Source organism: Curtobacterium sp. MCLR17_040, assembly GCF_003234735.1.
Classification (GTDB): domain Bacteria; phylum Actinomycetota; class Actinomycetes; order Actinomycetales; family Microbacteriaceae; genus Curtobacterium; species Curtobacterium flaccumfaciens.
This window is the reverse complement of record NZ_QKTE01000006.1, coordinates 136,855-154,371: the sequence shown is the minus strand read 5'-3', so window position 1 is coordinate 154,371 and position 17,517 is coordinate 136,855. Positions and strand designations below refer to the sequence as shown.

Sequence of the window (17,517 nt, the reverse complement as noted above, 5' to 3'; positions counted from 1 at the left end):
GGAGGTCATGCGCGCAGCCGCGCGTCGGTAGAATCGGTGCAATGGCGACCAGATCCTCACTCGCGACCGGCATCGGCCGCGTCCTCATCGCCGTGTACGGCATCCTCGCGCTGGCGGCGACCGGACGCAGCGTCGTGCAGATCATCGAGAAGTTCTCGTTCGCACCGTTCGCCTACACGCTCAGTGCCATCGCTGCCGTCGTCTACATCGTCGCGATGATCGCCCTCATCGTGCCCGGCCGGTTCTGGTACCGGGTCGCCTGCGTCACGATCGTGTTCGAGATGACCGGCGTGCTCGTCATCGGCACCCTGTCGCTGTTCGACCGCCAGCTGTTCCCCGACGACACCATCTGGTCGTACTACGGCTTGGGCTACGCCTTCGCGCCGCTCGTGCTGCCGATCGCCGGGCTCTGGTGGCTCCGCAAGCACCACCGCACCGCGGTCACCGAGCCGTCGGCACCGGCTGCGTCCTCGTCCACCGCCCCGGCGAGCGAGTAGGAGCCGCCGTGCAGTTCTACGAGGACACCGCCGACGTGGCGGACGGGTTCGGCCCGAGCGCCGTCACCATCGGGAAGTTCGACGGCGTGCACGTCGGGCACCGAGCCGTCATCGCACACCTCGAGCGTGCCGCCCGCGAGCACGACCTCGTGGCCACCGTGGTCACGTTCGACCGCCACCCGCTCAACGTCATCGACCCGCCGCACGTCCCTCCGGCACTGACCAGCACCGCGCAGCGCCGCGAACTGCTCGAGGAGGCCGGGGTCGACGCCACCCTGCTGCTCCGCTTCGACCAGGAACTGCAGTCGAAGTCGCCCGAGGCGTTCGTGTCCGAGATCCTCGTCGACACCCTGCACGCCCGGCTCGTCTTCGTCGGCAGCGACTTCCGCTTCGGTGCGAAGGGCGCCGGTGACGTCGCGCTGCTCCGGACCCTGGGGGAGCAGCACGGCTTCACCGTCGAGCTCATCGACGACGTGGACCTCATCGACGACGTCCGACCCGACGGTGAGCGCCGCGTGTCCTCCACCTGGATCCGGGAGCTCCTGGGCCAGGGCCGCGTGGCCGAGGCCGCTCGACTTCTCGGGCGGGAACACGCCGTGCGGAGCGTCGTGGTGCACGGCAACCAGCGCGGCCGGGCAATGGGGTACCCCACCGCGAACCTCGACCCGGCGTGCGAGGGCTTCGTCCCCGCCGACGGTGTCTACGCCGCCCGGGTGCTGCACGACGGCACCGTCTACCCGGCGGCGGTGTCGGTCGGCAACAATCCGACGTTCGAGGGTGTGCCCGCGAAGCAGATCGAGGCGCACCTGCTCGACGTCGACATCGACCTGTACGGCGATCGGATCTCGGTGCTGTTCGTGTCGTACGTGCGCGGCATGGTGAAGTTCTCGTCGATGGACGAGCTCGCCGCGCAGATGCGGCAGGACGACCTCGACATCCGACTGCTGCTCGGATTGCCCGCGCCGGTCTGACCTGCTGAGCACACTTGTTCCCCCGTACGACGACGCCCCCGTACGACGACGCCCCCGTTACCGATCGGTCACGGGGGCGTCGTTCGTCGGGGCGGAAGCTCAGCCGCCCAGCGCGTCGAGCCAGATCTTGCGGGCGTCGAGGGCTTCCTGCGCGTCCTTGATCTTCCGCGCGTCACCGGTGGCCTGCGCCGCGGCGAGCTCGGACTGGAGCTTGCCGATCGCGTCTTCCAGCTGGCTCGCGAGGCCGTTCTGACGGGCCTTGCGCTCCGGGTTCGATTCCTTCCAGTGCGCGTCCTCGAGCCCACGGACGTGGTCCTCGATGGCACGCAGGCGGTCCTCGACCCGACGGACGTCGCCGCGGGGGACCTTGCCGATCTCGTCCCAGCGGCGCTGGATGCCGGTGAGGGTCTTGCGCGCGGCGACCCGGTCGGTCGCCTGCAGGAGCGGCTCGGCCTCGGTCAGCAGGGCCTGCTTCGCCTCGAGGTTGGCGGAGAACTCTTCGTTCTCGGCCGCGCTCTCGGCGTGGCGCTGCTCGAACAGCACGTCTCCGGCGGCCTTGAAGCGTGCCCAGAGCGCGTCGTCGTGGCGCTTGCCGGCACGTCCGGCGTTCTTCCAGTCGTCGAGCAGCTGGCGGTAGTCCGGGATCGCGTCGGAACCGCGGGGCGCGAGGGCCTCGGCCTGCGCCACGAGCTCCTGCTTGCGAGTCCGGGCGTCACGGTGCTGTGCGTCCAGCTCGGAGTAGAACGCACGACGGTGCTGGTCGACGGTGGACCGCGCTGCGCGGAACCGCTTCCAGAGGTCGTTGGCCTCGTTCTTGGGGATCCGCGGCCCGTCGTGCTGGTGCTGCTGCCAGCGCGCGAACACGTCGTCGAGCTGCGCCGTGATCTGCTTCCACTGCGCGCGTGCGGGGTCCACCGCGGCGAGTGCCTCGGCTTCCTCGACCAGGGCGGTGCGGTGCGCCAGGGCGTCCTGCAGGGCCTGCTGCGCCTGTTCCGCCTGCTCCTTGGTGAGCGAGCCGAGCTGCTCGGTGAGCGCGCCCACGCGGGTCTCGAGCGACTTGATGTCACCCACCACGCGGGCGTCGGCGACCAAGGCGGTCAGGTGCTCGACCGTCCGGGCGACGTCGTTCGCCGACGCACCGCGCTGGACGCGCTGCTCGGCGATCTTCACCTGCCCCTCGAGGTCGGCGTACTTCCGCGCGAAGTAGGCGAGGGCTTCTTCGGGGGTGGCGTCCGGGTACTCACCGACAGCACGTTCGGTCTCTTCGTACCGGACGTACACGGTCCCGTTCTCGTCGACCCGCCCCCAGGTCGTTGCTTCGTCAGATCCCACAGGTCTCGCCTCGATCGTGGTCGTGCATCGCCGACGTCACCGTCGGCACGGTCAGGTCGTCAGCCTATTGCACGGACGGGCTCCGCCGCCCGACCGGTGCGACGGGTTGTGGACTACTTCTGCTCCGCGATGGTCGCGTCGGTGATCTTCGTCGCCACCTTCGGCTCACCGGTGCCGTCGCGGCCGGGGGACGCGATGCCCTTCGAGGCGATCTCCGACTCGAGCTCGGACAGCCCGCTCGTGACCTTGCCGACGACCGTGTAGCCGCCCGTGGAGCCGTCGAGCGTGGTGTCCCCGTAGACGATGAAGAACTGCGTCGACTGCGAGTACGGGGAGTCCGACCGCGCGATCGCGATGGTGCCCTTCTCGTAGACGCCGTCCTCCGGCACGTTCTCGAGCGGGCCGTACTCGAAGCCGGCGTCGCCGGTGCCGTCGCCGTTCGCGGAGCCGCACTGCAGGAACTTCAGCCCGTCGCTGTCGGCGAGCCGGTGGCAGGTGGTGCCGTTGTAGAACTGCTGACGGATCAACGAGATCTCGACGCTCGCGGCCTGCGGTGCCTTCGCACCGTTCAGCTCGATGCCGAGGTCGATGCTCTTGTTGAGCGTGAGGCTGCCGGTCCAGGTCGCACCCTTCGCGATCGACTTGCTCGGCACGTTGCCGGTGTTGCCGGCCGTGGCGCTGGCCGACGGCGTGGCCGTCGACGACGCAGAGGCGCTCGGGGCCGGGGCGTCCGACCCCCGCGATCCGGCGAAGGCGAGCTGCGACCCGGTGGCGAGGGCCGCGACGAGGACGAGGGCACCGGCACCGATCAGGTTGTCCCGCACGCGGCGGCGTCGCTGCCGCTCGTGGAGGCCCTGGCGGGCCTGGTAGAGGCGGAGGCGCTCGCGCGCCTCACGGTTGTCACGCGCTGGGTTCTTCGGTGCCACGGTGCTGGTCTGCCCTCTCGTCGCAGTGTGCAACGAGCGTAGCCGAACGGTCACCACCACCACCTGGCGGGAGGCGCGGCCTGCGTCGGTGGACCGGCCTACGATTGCAGGATGGCAGCGGATCGTTCGGGAATGCACGCGCCCACCACGGGGGGTCGGGCCGGTCTCGCGCAGGGTTCCGTCCCGCTCGCCGTCCGGATGCGCCCCACCAGCCTCGACGAGGTCGCCGGTCAGCAGCACCTGCTCGGCCGGGGTTCGCCCCTGGTGCAGCTCGCCACCGGCACGCGTGAGAACCCCGGCGGGGTCTCCGTGATCCTGTGGGGCCCACCCGGTACCGGCAAGACCACGCTGGCGCAGGCCATCGCACGGCAGTCCGGTCGCGAGTTCGTCGAGCTCTCCGCCGTGACCGCCGGCGTGAAGGACGTGCGCGAGGTCATGGAGAAGGCGCTGACCCACCGCGACCTGTACGGGTCGACCACGGTGCTGTTCCTCGACGAGATCCACCGGTTCAGCAAGGCCCAGCAGGACGCCCTGCTGCCCGGCGTCGAGAACGGGTGGGTCATCCTGATCGCCGCCACCACCGAGAACCCGTCGTTCTCGGTCATCTCGCCCCTGCTGTCCCGCTCGCTGCTCCTGACGCTCAAACCGCTCACCGATCCCGACCTCGGCATGCTCGTCGACCGTGCCGTGGAGGACCCCCGCGGCCTCGGCGGTGCCGTCGTCCTCGGTGACGAAGCCCGTGGCGCGATCATCCGGCTCGCGTCCGGCGACGCCCGACGTGCCCTGACCGCGCTCGAGGCCGCGGCGGCGTCGGCCACCGCCGCGCAGGACGAGGACGACGACACCGTGCCCGTCGTCGACGCCGACACCGTCGCGGCCGCGGTCGACCGGGCCCTGCTGCGCTACGACCGACAGGGCGACGAGCACTACGACGTCATCAGCGCGTTCATCAAGTCGGTGCGGGGGAGCGACGTCGACGCCGCCCTGCACTACCTCGCCCGGATGATCGAGGCCGGCGAGGACTCCCGGTTCATCGCGCGCCGGATCATCATCTCCGCGTCCGAGGACATCGGCATGGCCGACCCGCAGGCGCTGCCAATCGCGGTCGCCGCGGCCCAGGCCGTGCAGCTCATCGGGATGCCCGAGGGGCGGATCCCGCTGGCCGAGGCCGTCGTGTACCTGGCGACGGCGCCGAAGTCGAACGCCGCCTACAACGGCATCAACCAGGCGATGGCCGACGTCAAGGCGGGGCGCATGGGCACGGTCCCGATGCACCTGCGCGACGCGCACTACGCCGGGGCGAAGCGCCTCGGGCACGGCAAGGGGTACGTCTACTCCCACGACGCCGAGCACGGGGTCGCCGAGCAGCAGTACCTGCCGGACGCACTCGAGGGCACCGAGTACTACACGCCGACGGCCAACGGCTACGAGCGCGAGGTCGGGCCGCGGCTCGAACGACTCCGGAAGATCACACGCGGCCACTAGTGTCGGTGCTTCTGCGCTCGCCCCGATGCTGCTAGCATTGCCGGGCCTACGTCCTGGTTCTCGAGCACGGCTGCGTCGAGGACAGAGTGCCACTCCGGTGGTACGGGGGCAGAGGTTCGGACTGTAGCCGTCCGATCCCACAGGCTCATCCCTCTGGATCCCGTCGTCGGGGCCACCGGCACTCGCGTGCCCGGCCTCCGGTGAGTATTCAGTTCGAACAGAGAAAAGGACCCTGTGTCTACCAAGTCACGTACCCGCAGCAAGACCCGCCTGTCGCGCGCACTCGGCATCCCGCTGACGCCGAAGGCCGCCCGTTACCTCGAGAAGCGCCCCTACGGGCCCGGTGAGCACGGCCGTACGCGCCGTCGTGCGGACAGCGACTACGCCGTCCGCCTCCGTGAGAAGCAGCGTCTGCGCGCCCAGTACGGCATCCGCGAGAAGCAGCTCCGCATCGTCTTCGAAGAGGCCCGCAAGACGAAGGGCCTGACCGGTGAGAACCTGGTCGAGCTCCTCGAGCAGCGCCTCGACGCCCTCGTGGTCCGTGCCGGCTTCGCCCGCACCACCGCGCAGGCCCGCCAGCTGATCGTGCACCGCCACATCCTGGTCGACGGCAAGCTCGTCGACCGCCCCTCCTTCCGCGTCAAGGAGGGCCAGCTGATCCACGTCAAGGCGAAGTCCGAGTCGATGGAGCCCTTCCAGGTCGCCGCTGCCGGTGGCCACCAGGAAGTCCTCCCGAAGGTCCCGGGCTACCTCGAGGTCGAGATCGAGAAGCTCCAGGCCCGCCTCGTGCGTCGCCCGAAGCGCGCCGAGGTCCCCGTGACCTGTGAAGTGCAGCTCGTCGTCGAGTACTACGCAGCTCGCTGATCCACTGATCACACCCGAACGGCGGGTCGTCCTCTCGAGGGCGACCCGCCGTTCGGCGTTCCGGCACCGCCCTCCGCTTCGCAACACGCCGTCGTCTCGGCGACGCGCCTCCGGGTGCGCGAGACGCCTCCGGTTTCGGCGGCGTCCTGCCGACACGACGGCGTCTTGTGTGGGGCAGTGGACGTGAGCAGGGGCGGACGGGAGGCGCGGGGTGCGCCGTGCGCACGGCCTCCAGCCCGGCCCCTGGTCGGTCCGCAACACGCCGTCGTCTCATCGACGCGCCGCCGGGTGCGCGAGACGCCTCTGGTTTCGGCGGCGTCCTGCCGACACGACGGCGTCTTGCGGACGGGGACGCGCGGAAGTGCCCGGCGACTAAGCTTGTCCGGGCATGCACCGCCCGGGTGCACAGAGGGAGAGGCACCGTGAAGCAGCTGTTCTTCGTCGCCGTCGGCATCGTCATCGGGTTCGCCGTCGCACACCGGGTCGCCCAGACCTCCGGTGGTGCCCGGCTCTTCGCCGAGGTGAACGCCAAGACGAAGGCCTTCACGGGTGCCGTCGCGGACGGCTACCGGTCGCGCGAGGCCGAGCTCCGTACCGACGTCTGAGTGCTCCGACCGAGCAGCCTCGACCCTCCTCCACCCACGACCTGAACCCAGGAAGCACCATGCAGACCGCAGAGATCCGCCGCCGTTGGCTCCAGTACTTCGGTGACCGCGGCCACACCGTCGTCCCGTCCGCGTCCCTCGTCTCCGACGACCCGTCGCTCCTCTTCACGGTCGCCGGCATGGTGCCGTTCATCCCGTACCTGACCGGTCTCATCCCGGCGCCGTTCCCGCGGGCGACGAGCGTGCAGAAGTGCATCCGCACGAACGACATCGAAGAGGTCGGCAAGACCCCGCGCCACGGCACGTTCTTCCAGATGAACGGCAACTTCTCGTTCGGCGACTACTTCAAGGAGCAGGCGATCCAGTTCGCCTGGGAGTTCCTGACCAACCCGGAGACCGACGGCGGACTCGGCTTCTCGCCCGACGACCTCTGGGTCACCGTCTACGAAGAGGACGACGAGGCGATCGGCTTCTGGAAGCAGCACTCGTCGCTGCCCGACGAGCGGATCCAGCGCCTCGGCAAGGACACCAACTACTGGTCGACCGGACAGCCCGGACCGGCGGGTCCCTGCTCGGAGATCTTCTTCGACCGTGGCCCCGAGTACGGCATCGACGGCGGCCCGGCGACGGACGATGACCGGTACGTCGAGATCTGGAACCTCGTCTTCATGCAGTACCAGATCGCCGACGTGCGGTCGAAGTACGACTTCGAGATCACCGGCGAGCTGCCGAACAAGAACATCGACACCGGTATGGGGCTCGAGCGCGTCGCCTTCATCAAGCAGGGCGTCGACAACATGTACGAGATCGACCAGGTGCGCCCGGTGCTCGACCGCGCAGCCGAGATCTCCGGCCGACGCTACGGCGCCGTGCACGAGGACGACGTGCGTATGCGCGTCATCGCCGACCACGTCCGTTCCTCGCTGATGCTCATCGCCGACGGCGTGAGCCCGTCGAACGAGGGCCGTGGGTACATCCTCCGTCGTCTGCTCCGTCGCACCGTCCGCGCGATGCGCCTGCTCGGTGTCGAGGCGCCCACGTTCCCCGAGCTCTTCCCGGCGTCCCGCGACGCCATGCGCGACGCGTACCCGGAGGTGGCGTCCGACTACGACCGGATCTCCCGCATCGCCTACGCGGAAGAAGAGACCTTCCTCCGCACCCTGGCGCAGGGCACGACCATCCTCGACGTGGCCGTCGAGCGTGCGAAGCAGGACGGCGCCCCGTCGATCGGCGGCGACACGGCATTCCTGCTGCACGACACCTTCGGGTTCCCCATCGACCTGACGATGGAGATGGCCGAGGAAGCCGGGGTCCACGTCGACCGCACGGCGTTCGAGACCCTGATGTCCGAGCAGCGTGCCCGGGCGAAGGCCGACGCGAAGAGCAAGAAGACCGCGATCGCCGACCTGAGCGTGTACAGCGCGTTCCGGGCCAAGGGCGAGACGACCTTCCTCGGCTACGACGCGCTCGAGGCCGAGACGCGCGTGCTCGGCATCATCGTCGGCGGTGTGAGCGTCGACCGTGCGGTCGCCGGTGACATCGCCGAGGTCATCCTCGGCGAGACCTCGCTGTACGCCGAGTCGGGTGGCCAGGACGCCGACCAGGGCTCGATCGTCGGCAACGGGTTCGACCTCGAGGTCCTCGACGTCCAGCGACCGGTCTCCGGACTGTGGAGCCACACCGTGCAGGTCCGCTCCGGCGAGGTCGGCGTCGGTGACGCCGCGAGCACCGTCGTCGACGCGGAGTACCGCCGCGGCGCGACCCAGGCACACTCCGCGACGCACCTGGTGAACGCGGCGCTCCGCGACATCCTCGGGCCGGAGGCGCTGCAGGCCGGTTCGTACAACAAGTCCGGCTACATGCGCCTCGACTTCTCGTGGTCGCAGCCGGTCTCGCTCGAGACGCGCTCCGAGATCGAGGAGGTCGTGAACACCGCGATCCGCACCGACCTCGAGGTCTCCACGCGCATCCTGCCCATCGACGAGGCGAAGGCCCTCGGGGCGCAGGCCCTGTTCGGTGAGAAGTACGGCGCAGAGGTCCGCATGGTCGACATCGGCGGCCCGTGGTCCCGCGAGCTCTGCGGTGGCACGCACGTCGCCTCGAGCGCGCAGATCGGGCTCGTCAACCTGGTGGGGGAGTCGAGCGTCGGTTCGACGAACCGCCGCGTCGAGGCACTGGTCGGGCTCGAGGGGTTCCGCGACCTCGCCGTCGAGCGCACGATCGTGTCGCAGCTCTCCAGCGCGCTCAAGGCTCCCCGTGCCGACCTGCCGGCCCGCGTGCAGAACCTGATGGAGGACCTCCGGTCCGCCCAGAAGAAGCTCGCCGAGTACGAGTCGGCGAACCTGCAGCAGCGCGTGCCCGCCATCGCCCGGAACGCCACCACCGTCGGTGCCACCACCGTGGTCGCCGAGACGGTCGACGGGCTGCAGTCCGGTGACGACCTGCGCTCGCTCGCCACCGGCGTCCGGGGCCAGCTCGGTGACGGCGCGGTCGTCGTCGTGCTCGGTGCCGTCGTGGGCGGCAAGCCGATCGTGATCGTCGCGACGAACGACGCCGCCCGTGCTGCGGGCGTGCAGGCGGGCCCCCTCGCGAAGGAGGCCGCCGGCGTGCTCGGTGGCGGTGGCGGCGGCAAGCCGGACTTGGCGCAGGGCGGCGGGACCGATGCAGCAGCGCTCCCCGCGGCGCTGCGTGCCGTGACCGCACGGCTCGCGGGCTGACCGTGGGCATCCGGTCCGGGCGGCGGCTCGGCGTGGACGTCGGACGCGCCCGGATCGGGGTCGCCGTGTGCGACCGCGACGGCCTGCTGGCGACGCCGGTCGAGACCGTCCGTCGCGACGACTCGAAGGACCTCCGGCGCATCCTCGAGCTCGCGGACGAGTACGACGTGCTCGAGGTCGTCGTCGGACTGCCGCTGTCGATGTCGGGTGGGGACACGGCCTCGACCGAGGACGCCCGCGTGTTCGCGGCCCGGATCGCGGCGCGTCGGCCGGTGCGCCTGGTCGACGAACGACTGTCGACGGTGACCGCCCAGCGAGGGCTGCACCAGGCCGGCAAGAACACGAAGAAGTCCCGGGCCGTGATCGACCAAGCAGCCGCTGTTATCATTCTGCAACACGCGCTCGACCACGAGCGCAGTGCCGGTGCCCCTCCGGGCACCACGCTTCCCTGACAGGGCTGCCCGGTACCGCACATGGGTGCTCTCGTCGTCAGCTGTGAGGACGACGGTGCCCAGGTGGAGTTCCCGACCGAGAGACCGAGGACGTTGGCAGACGATCTGGACTGGAACGCGATCATCGCGCCCGGCAACGACGCCGAGCGGCGGAAGGCGACTTCCGACCGCACGACAGGCACCGATGACCGCGACGACGCTGGTCAGGTGACCCCAACGCCGGCGCCTCCGATGTCCCGACGCGAAGCCCGCGCCCTCGAAGCCGAACGAGCCCGCGTCGCAGCGACCGAGGAGCCGCCGGCCGCCGAACGGACCACCGAGGCCCCGGCAGCCGCACGCGACGAACGCCCGGCGTCCCCCGCCGACGCACCGATCGCCACCCGCCCCGAAGACCTGCACCCCGAGGTCGCCGCACTGCTGACCGGCGAGCTGCCGACCGAGCCCGCGGTGACCGCCGCGGCCGGCGGGTCCGGCGCCGACGGGACGGACGACGGTGACGCGACCGGCGGCGGTGGTGCCGCGGGAGGCGGCGGACGCGGGGGACGAGGCGGCGGAGGACGCGCCTCCAGGCCGCCGCGCGAGCCACGGCCGAAGCGCCGGCGCGGACCGCTCGTCGCGGGGCTCGTCATCGTCGCGGTCGTGCTCGCTGCCGGCGTCGGGGCGTACACGTTCGCCGCGCCGAAGATCCAGCAGCTCATCGCGGCGATCAGCGGCGCGCAGGAGCCCGACGACTACACGGGCAACGGCACCTCGAAGGTGACCATCACGATCAAGCAGGGCGACATCGGCGAGAACGTCGCCGCGACGCTGCAGCGCAGCGGCGTCGTCAAGGACTCGAAGGTGTTCTACAAGCTCCTGCTGGCATCGCCGGACGTGCAGTTCCAGCCCGGTTCGTACGCGCTGAAGAAGCAGATGAGCTCGAAGTCGGCGCTGGCGGCCCTGCAGGACAAGGACAACCGCGTCCAGGCGTCGATCATCATCCCGGAGGGCACGGCACTCGCCGACATCAAGGCCGGGATGGTCTCGAAGGCCGGCCTGACCGAGAAGCAGGTCGACGCGGCCGCGAAGGACCTGTCGGCCTACGACCTGCCGTCCGGCGTCACGACGCTCGAGGGCTGGCTCTTCCCCGCGACCTACCCGATCAACCCGGGCTGGACCGCCGAGCAGTACTTCAAGTCGATGGTCGACACCATGAAGGAGCACCTGTCCGCCGCCGGCGTCAAGGAGGCCGACCAGGAGCGCACCATCGTCTTCGCGTCGCTGGTGCAGAAGGAAGCCGGTCTCGCAGCCGACTACCCCAAGGTCGCCCGGGTGTTCCAGAACCGCCTCGACCAGGGCATGAAGCTGCAGTCCGACGCCACGGTCGCGTACGGCACGGGCAACACGCACACCGTCACGACCACGGACGCCGAGCGTGCGGACGCCTCGAACGAGTACAACACCTACGTGCACGAGGGGCTCCCGCCCGCACCGATCTCCAACCCGGGGGACATCGCGATCAAGGCCGTGACGAACGAGGCCCCGGGCAAGTGGCTGTACTTCGTGACGGTCGACCTGGAGTCGGGCAAGACCGTCTTCTCGGACACCTACGACCAGCACCTGGTGGCGGTCGAGCAGTTCCAGGCGTGGCTGCGGGCGCACCCCGACTACCAGTAGGCGACGACGTCGCACGGACGATCGCTGTGGGAGGATTGCGGCATGCTTCGTTGGTTGACTGCTGGTGAGTCCCACGGACCCGAACTGATCGCCATGCTCGAGGGCCTGCCCGCGGGTGTCCCGGTGTCGTTCGAGTCCATCCGTGCCGATCTCGCGCGCCGCAAGCTCGGCTACGGCCGTGGCTCGCGGATGAAGTTCGAGCAGGACGAGCTGCACGTGTCCGGCGGTGTCCGGCACGGCTACTCGCTCGGCAGTCCCATCGCGATCCGCATCGGCAACACCGAGTGGCCGAAGTGGGTCGAGGTCATGAACCCCGAGCCGATCGAGTCCACCGAGATGTCCCGCGGGCGGAGTGCGCCACTCACCCGACCGCGTCCGGGCCACGCTGACCTGGTCGGCATGCAGAAGTACGGCTTCGACGAGGCGCGCCCGATCCTGGAGCGGGCGAGTGCCCGCGAGACCGCTGCACGCGTGGCGCTCGGTGCCGTCGCCAAGTCGTTCCTGGCCGAACTCGGCATCCGCTCGGTGGCGCACACCCTGCAGGTCGGGACCGTCCGGGTCCCCGACGGCACGGACCTGCCGCTGCCCGACGACGTGGACCGCCTCGACGAGGACCAGCTGCGTTGCTTCGACGCCGAGACCTCCGCACGCATGGTCACCGAGGTCGAGGCCGCGAAGAAGGACGGCGACACCCTGGGCGGCGTCGTCGAGGTGCTGTTCTACGGCGTCCCGCCGGGCCTCGGCTCGCACGTGCACTGGGACCGCCGGCTCGATGCCCGCCTCGCCGCGGCGATCATGGGGATCCAGGCCATCAAGGGGGTCGAGGTCGGTGACGGCTTCGCGACCGCCGGCCGCCGGGGCTCCGCCGCGCACGACGAGCTGTACCGCGAGGACGGCGAGATCTACCGCACGAGCGACCGCGCCGGTGGGACCGAGGGCGGGATGTCCACGGGCACCGTGCTGCGCGTCCGCGCCGGGATGAAGCCGATCGCGACCATCCCGCACGCCCTGCATACGGTGGACGTCGTCTCCGGTGAGGACGCCTCGGCGCACCACCAGCGCTCGGACGTCTGCGCCGTGCCCGCTGCCGGTGTCGTCGCCGAAGCGATGGTGGCCCTGGTGCTCGCCGACGCGGTGCTCGAGAAGTTCGGCGGCGACAACGTCGTCGAGACGAAGCGCAACCTCGACGCCTACCTCGCGGCGATCCCGGAGACCCTGCGCACGCGCCGGACCGAGCCGTCGGCGACGTCGACCGACCTGTGAGCACCGACGTCCGACGCGCCGACGCGCCCGTGGTCGTGATCGGCCCGATGGGCGCCGGCAAGTCGAGCGTCGGCAAGCGGGTGGCGAAGGCCCTCGGCGTCCCGTTCACGGACACCGACCGGGTCATCGTGCGCGAGCACGGGCCGATCCCCGGGATCTTCGCCGACCGCGGCGAGCCGGCGTTCCGCGCGCTCGAGGCCCAGGCGGTCCGGGCGGCGCTGGCCACCGGCGGCGTCATCGCCGTGGGCGGGGGAGCCGTCACCCACGCGGACACGCGGCAGGCCCTGAGCGGCGCGCGCATCGTCCTGCTCACCGTGTCGCCCGAGGCCGTCGCCGACCGGATCGCCGGGTCCGACCGGCCCCTGCTGGCGAACGGCGGGATCGACGCCTGGCAGACGATCATGGACGAGCGGGCGGCCACCTACGCCGAACTCGCGCACGTCGTGGTCGACACGTCGCGCCGGCCGATGTCCCGCGTGGTCGACGAGGTCGTCACGTGGCTGCGCAGCGACGCCGGCACCACCGCCGCGCCCGGCAGCACGACCAGCAGCACCACCAGCACCGAAGGAGCACCGTGACCGAGTCGACCCTGCCCGCCGGGACCACCGAGATCCGGGTCGGCGGTGACGACGGCTACACGGTGGCCGTCGGCACGGACCTGCTCGGTGCCCTGCCCGCGATCCTGGGCCCGCGTGTCGCCAAGGTCCTCATCGTGCACTCGCCGACGCTCGGTGCCCGGGCGAACGAGCTCCGTGCGCTGCTGGTCGAGGCCGGGCTCGAAGCCCTGATCGCCGAGGTCCCCGACGCCGAGGGCGCCAAGCGCGTCGAGGTCGCCGCGTTCTGCTGGCAGATCATGGGGCAGGCCGACTTCACCCGCACCGACGCGGTGATCGGCCTCGGTGGCGGTGCGGTCACAGACCTGGCCGGCTTCGTCGCCGCGACCTGGCTGCGCGGTGTGCCGTACGTGGCCGTCCCGACCAGCGTGCTCGGCATGGTGGACGCCAGTGTCGGCGGCAAGACGGGCATCAACACGAACGAGGGCAAGAACCTGGTGGGCGCCTTCTACGCTCCCCGTGCCGTCGTCGTGGACCTCGACCTCGCCCGCACGCTGCCGCGCAACGAGATCCTGACCGGGTTCGCCGAGATCGTGAAGGCCGGGTTCATCGCCGTGCCCGAGATCCTGGACATCGTCGAGGCCGACGTCGAACGGGTCACCGACCCGACGACCCCGGAGTTCCGCCGGGTCGTCGAGCTCGCCATCGCGCTCAAGGCCGAGGTCGTCTCGGACGACTTCACGGAGCAGGGCCGACGCGAGATCCTGAACTACGGGCACACCCTCGGGCACGCGATCGAGCACGCCGAGCGGTACCAGTGGCGCCACGGCGCAGCGGTGTCGGTCGGCATGGTGTTCGCCGCCGAACTCGCCCGACTCACCGGGCACCTGGACGACGCTACGGTCGACCGGCACCGGGCGATCCTCGAGTCGCTCGACCTGCCGACCTCGTACGGTGTCGGTCGGTGGCAGGGGCTGCTCGCCACGATGCGTCGTGACAAGAAGGCCCGTGCCGGCATGCTGCGGTTCATCATCCTGGACGGCGTCGGCAAGCCCGTCGTGCTCGAGGGCCCCGAGGACCACCTGCTCTTCACCGCCTACCAGGAGGTCGGCGTCTAGCCACGCCGGTCAGCGCAGGACCCGTCGCATCCTGCGCCACCACCAGGTGACACGCGTCGAGACGGTGACCACGCCGGTGCGCTGGGATTCCCGCCATTCGTCGACGGTGGCGCCGTGGTCCCAGGCGAAGAGGACGTCGTCGTCCTCGTCGAGGTCGGGCGCGTCGGGGAGCGGTCGCAGGATCGACATCAGTCGGAGGCCCTTCGTTCGTCGTCGTCATGTGCCTGGTCGGCGCTGGCTCGCCTGCGGAGCGCTCGGCTCGCGAGTCGGCGATCGGCCTTCGACCACCACGGTAGGGTCTCCAGGTCTCAGAGCACCGTTGTCGAAATGTCGTATGTGTTCATGTCCGGCCGCTGCGTGACGGCCCAGGTGAACCGATGCCAGGCGTGGTCACGATCGGACGTCCGTCGACTCCGGAACGCCCCGAACCAGCTGACGACGGCCGCGACGATCGCCGCTCCGGCGGCGATGCACGCCGCGATCAGTGCTGTCTCCACGGCACGAGTGTCTCGCTCCAGGACCGAGCCCCGCGCCGGGCCCGCGCCGACCTGTGGAAGCCGCACCGGGCCTCCAGGCTGTGGAGGAGGGGGCGACGCGACGGACCGGGCCACCCGCACGCTGCGGACCCAGCACCGGGGAGCAGACTGGCGGACGTGCCCACCCCACCCCGACTGAGCGACCTCTCCGGCCCGCGCGATGCCGACACCGGCACCCTGCGCTCCCGTGGTCGCCGCTTCACCGAACTCCTCTCGATCGCCCGTCGCCACCACCTGGTGCCGTTCCGTCGTCTCGACTTCTCGCACGACCCGGCAACGTCGGACCTGCGTCGCGACCAGGCCGAGCACCTGCGCCGGGCGCTCGAGGAAGCCGGTGGTGGGTTCGTGAAGATGGGCCAGCTGCTCTCCACCCGTGACGACCTGCTGCCCGAGGAGTGGACCGAGGGACTCGCCCACCTGCAGCGGAACGTCACGGCGGCGCCGGCTGACGAGGTCCGTGCGCTCCTCGAGCAGGAGCTCGGCGCCCCGGTCGACCAGGTCTTCGCGACCTTCGACCCGGTGCCCGTCGCAGCGGCGTCCATCGCGCAGGTGCACCGCGCCCGGCTGCCCGACGGCACCGCGGTCGCCGTGAAGGTGCAGCGGCCGGGGATCGACGCCGCGGTGCACCGCGACGTCGACATCGCGCTGCGGGTCGTCCGGTTCATGGCCCGGTGGTCGACCGAGGCGCGGCAGGTCGGCGTGCAGGACATCGCCGGCCAGTACGCGGACGACCTGATCCGGCAGGTCGACTTCGTCTCCGAGCTCCGGAACCTCACCGCGCTGCGTGCGGCCCAGGCCCGCAGCGCGCGTCCGGACGAGGTCCGGTTCCCGGACCCCTACCCGGACCTGTCCGGCCGGCGTGTGCTCGTGATGGAGTTCCTGGAGGGCGACACGCTCAGCGCGATCCGCGCCGAGCGTTCCGAGCGCGACCTCGACGCGCCGATGCGCGCCATCCTCCGCGCCTTCCTGCGCCAGGTCGTCTTCGACGGCCTGTACCACGCAGACCTGCACCCGGGGAACGTCCTGGTGCTGCCCGACGGGCGGCCCGCGTTGATCGACTTCGGATCGGTCGGGAGGCTCGACCCGGGTCTCCGGGACACGGTCCAGGACCTGTTGGCCGCGTACCTGCAGGACGACACGTCGCGGATCGCCGATGCGGTCCTGCGGATGGCACCCGTGCGCGATGCGCACGACGAGCCCGACTTCCGTCGGGACATCGCCCGCTTCGTCGCGGACGAACTCGGCCCGGGCGCGCGCATCGGCGTCGACACCGTGGACGACGCGGTCGAGGTCTTCGGGCGGTACCGGCTGAAGCCACCGCCGGACTTCGTCGCCGCGGCCCGCGCGCTGGCCATCTTCGAGGGCACGCTCCGCACGCTCGCGCCGTCGTTCGACCTGCTCGAGGAGTCCCGCGGACTCGCCCGGGAGCAGATCACCGACCAGCTCCGGCCGGGCAAGCTCCGCGACCTGGCGGCGAAGGAGCTGCTCGGCGTCGTGTCGGCCGCTCGTCGCCTGCCCCGCCGGGTGGACCGCATCGGCGAGGCGATCGAGACCGGCCGGTTCACGGTGAACATCCGGCTCTTCGCGGACAGCCGCGACCGGCAGCTCGTCTCCGGCATGATCCGGCGCATCCTGCTCGTGCTGCTCGGTGCGGGGGCGGGGATCCTGGCGATCGTCTACCTGTCGTTGCCGGCGCGACCGACCGCGGCCCTGTCCACCGGGGTCGCGGGCGGGTTGCTCGGGGGAGCGGCGGTGGTGCTGCTCGGCTGGGCGGCGATCGACGCCTGGCTCGCCCGACGGCGGCGCTGAGCCCGGGCCCGGGCCCGGGCCCGGCGCCCGGCGCCCGCCCGAGACCGGCGCGTCCGGCACGCACGCGCACCGCTCCGACTGCCGGGCGGGCGTCCGCTACACTCATCCGGGGCCGTCCGCGGCCCGCGGACACTTCACAACACGACCGAACGGGACACCGACGACTCATGGCCAGTACCACAGACATCAAGAACGGCGCCGTTCTCATCATCGACGGCCAGCTGTGGTCGGTCGTCGAGTTCCAGCACGTCAAGCCGGGCAAGGGCGGCGCGTTCGTCCGCACGAAGCTCAAGAACGTCGTCTCCGGCAAGGTCGTCGACCGCACGTTCAACGCCGGCGCGAAGATCGACACCGCCGTCGTCGACCGTCGTGACTACCAGTTCCTCTACGAGGACGGCGACTCCTACGTGTTCATGGACACCGACACGTACGACCAGATCCCGGTCTCCGCGACCGTGGTCGGCGACGCCAAGAACTACCTGCTCGAGTCCGCGATGGTCACCATCGCGATGAACGAGGGCAACCCGCTGTACGTCGAGCTCCCGACGTCGATCGTCACCGAGGTCGAGACCGAGCCGGGCCTCCAGGGCGACCGTTCCTCCGGCGGCACCAAGGACGCGACCATCATCGCGACCGGCCACCGCATCCAGGTCCCGCTGTACCTGGAGAGCGGCACCCTGGTGAAGATCGACACGCGCGACGGCAGCTTCCTCGGCCGCGTCAACTCCTAGG

17 protein-coding genes are annotated in these 17,517 nt (G+C 70.8%); 13 read left to right on the top strand and 4 right to left on the bottom strand.

Annotated elements, in window-relative coordinates; translation table 11 throughout:
• Positions 1-41 precede the first annotated feature (41 nt).
• Together DEJ01_RS07825 and DEJ01_RS07820 are read left to right on the top strand one after the other, a co-directional pair.
• A complete protein-coding gene (locus DEJ01_RS07825) occupies positions 42-497 on the top strand; it encodes a hypothetical protein (RefSeq protein WP_071403708.1) in 456 nt (151 codons plus the stop codon).
• Between the two features lie 8 nt (positions 498-505).
• Positions 506-1,468: a bifunctional riboflavin kinase/FAD synthetase gene (locus DEJ01_RS07820; RefSeq protein ID WP_071414720.1), complete on the top strand. Its 963-nt coding sequence runs from the start codon at positions 506-508 to the stop codon at positions 1,466-1,468.
• 99 nt (positions 1,469-1,567) lie between these two features.
• Here DEJ01_RS07820 and DEJ01_RS07815 read toward each other — a convergent pair whose 3' ends face one another.
• Positions 1,568-2,800: a DUF349 domain-containing protein gene (locus tag DEJ01_RS07815; RefSeq protein WP_173034022.1), complete on the bottom strand. Its 1,233-nt coding sequence runs from the start codon at positions 2,798-2,800 to the stop codon at positions 1,568-1,570.
• 113 nt (positions 2,801-2,913) lie between these two features.
• Positions 2,914-3,726, bottom strand: a complete 813-nt coding sequence (locus DEJ01_RS07810; RefSeq protein ID WP_146247575.1) for a peptidylprolyl isomerase — start codon at positions 3,724-3,726, stop codon at positions 2,914-2,916.
• A 132-nt stretch (positions 3,727-3,858) separates the two neighbouring features.
• Between DEJ01_RS07810 and DEJ01_RS07805 the strand changes: the two genes are divergently transcribed.
• From DEJ01_RS07805 to aroB, 9 genes are all read left to right on the top strand, one after another.
• Complete coding sequence (locus DEJ01_RS07805) at positions 3,859-5,211, top strand: replication-associated recombination protein A (RefSeq protein ID WP_111092657.1); 1,353 nt, start codon at positions 3,859-3,861, stop codon at positions 5,209-5,211.
• Between the two features lie 234 nt (positions 5,212-5,445).
• Positions 5,446-6,075, top strand: a complete 630-nt coding sequence (gene rpsD, locus DEJ01_RS07800; protein ID WP_017887166.1) for a 30S ribosomal protein S4 — start codon at positions 5,446-5,448, stop codon at positions 6,073-6,075.
• A 422-nt stretch (positions 6,076-6,497) separates the two neighbouring features.
• Positions 6,498-6,680, top strand: a complete 183-nt coding sequence (locus DEJ01_RS07795; RefSeq protein WP_027465751.1) for a hypothetical protein — start codon at positions 6,498-6,500, stop codon at positions 6,678-6,680.
• Positions 6,681-6,739: 59 nt separating this feature from the next.
• Positions 6,740-9,397: an alanine--tRNA ligase gene (gene alaS / locus DEJ01_RS07790; protein WP_111092656.1), complete on the top strand. Its 2,658-nt coding sequence runs from the start codon at positions 6,740-6,742 to the stop codon at positions 9,395-9,397.
• 8 nt (positions 9,398-9,405) lie between these two features.
• Positions 9,406-9,849 carry a Holliday junction resolvase RuvX gene (ruvX, locus tag DEJ01_RS07785; protein WP_171907752.1) on the top strand — a complete coding sequence of 148 codons (444 nt, stop codon included), beginning with the start codon at positions 9,406-9,408 and terminating at the stop codon, positions 9,847-9,849.
• Between the two features lie 93 nt (positions 9,850-9,942).
• Positions 9,943-11,505 (top strand): endolytic transglycosylase MltG, encoded by a 1,563-nt coding sequence (mltG, locus tag DEJ01_RS07780; RefSeq protein WP_181438386.1) that lies wholly within the window; start codon positions 9,943-9,945, stop codon positions 11,503-11,505.
• A gap of 42 nt (positions 11,506-11,547) precedes the next feature.
• Positions 11,548-12,768: a chorismate synthase gene (gene aroC / locus DEJ01_RS07775; protein ID WP_110858979.1), complete on the top strand. Its 1,221-nt coding sequence runs from the start codon at positions 11,548-11,550 to the stop codon at positions 12,766-12,768.
• Positions 12,765-13,346: a shikimate kinase gene (locus DEJ01_RS07770; RefSeq protein ID WP_111039074.1), complete on the top strand. Its 582-nt coding sequence runs from the start codon at positions 12,765-12,767 to the stop codon at positions 13,344-13,346. Before aroC ends, DEJ01_RS07770 begins: the two co-directional genes overlap by 4 nt.
• Entirely contained in the window at positions 13,343-14,440 is a 1,098-nt protein-coding gene (aroB, locus tag DEJ01_RS07765; RefSeq protein WP_111092654.1) for a 3-dehydroquinate synthase, read from the top strand. The genes DEJ01_RS07770 and aroB overlap by 4 nt, the downstream gene beginning before the upstream one ends.
• 9 nt (positions 14,441-14,449) lie before the next feature.
• Here the strand turns inward: aroB and DEJ01_RS07760 are convergent, their stop codons facing one another.
• Positions 14,450-14,629, bottom strand: coding sequence for a hypothetical protein (locus DEJ01_RS07760; RefSeq protein ID WP_110864577.1), 180 nt, complete (start codon positions 14,627-14,629; stop codon positions 14,450-14,452).
• Positions 14,630-14,748: 119 nt separating this feature from the next.
• Positions 14,749-14,937, bottom strand: a complete 189-nt coding sequence (locus DEJ01_RS18090; RefSeq protein ID WP_181438385.1) for a hypothetical protein — start codon at positions 14,935-14,937, stop codon at positions 14,749-14,751.
• Between the two features lie 156 nt (positions 14,938-15,093).
• Here DEJ01_RS18090 and DEJ01_RS07755 point away from each other — a divergent pair, with 156 nt between their 5' ends.
• Positions 15,094-16,785 carry an AarF/ABC1/UbiB kinase family protein gene (locus DEJ01_RS07755; protein WP_181438384.1) on the top strand — a complete coding sequence of 564 codons (1,692 nt, stop codon included), beginning with the start codon at positions 15,094-15,096 and terminating at the stop codon, positions 16,783-16,785.
• A 167-nt stretch (positions 16,786-16,952) separates the two neighbouring features.
• Positions 16,953-17,516: an elongation factor P gene (efp, locus tag DEJ01_RS07750; protein WP_017887175.1), complete on the top strand. Its 564-nt coding sequence runs from the start codon at positions 16,953-16,955 to the stop codon at positions 17,514-17,516.
• Position 17,517 lies beyond the last annotated feature (1 nt).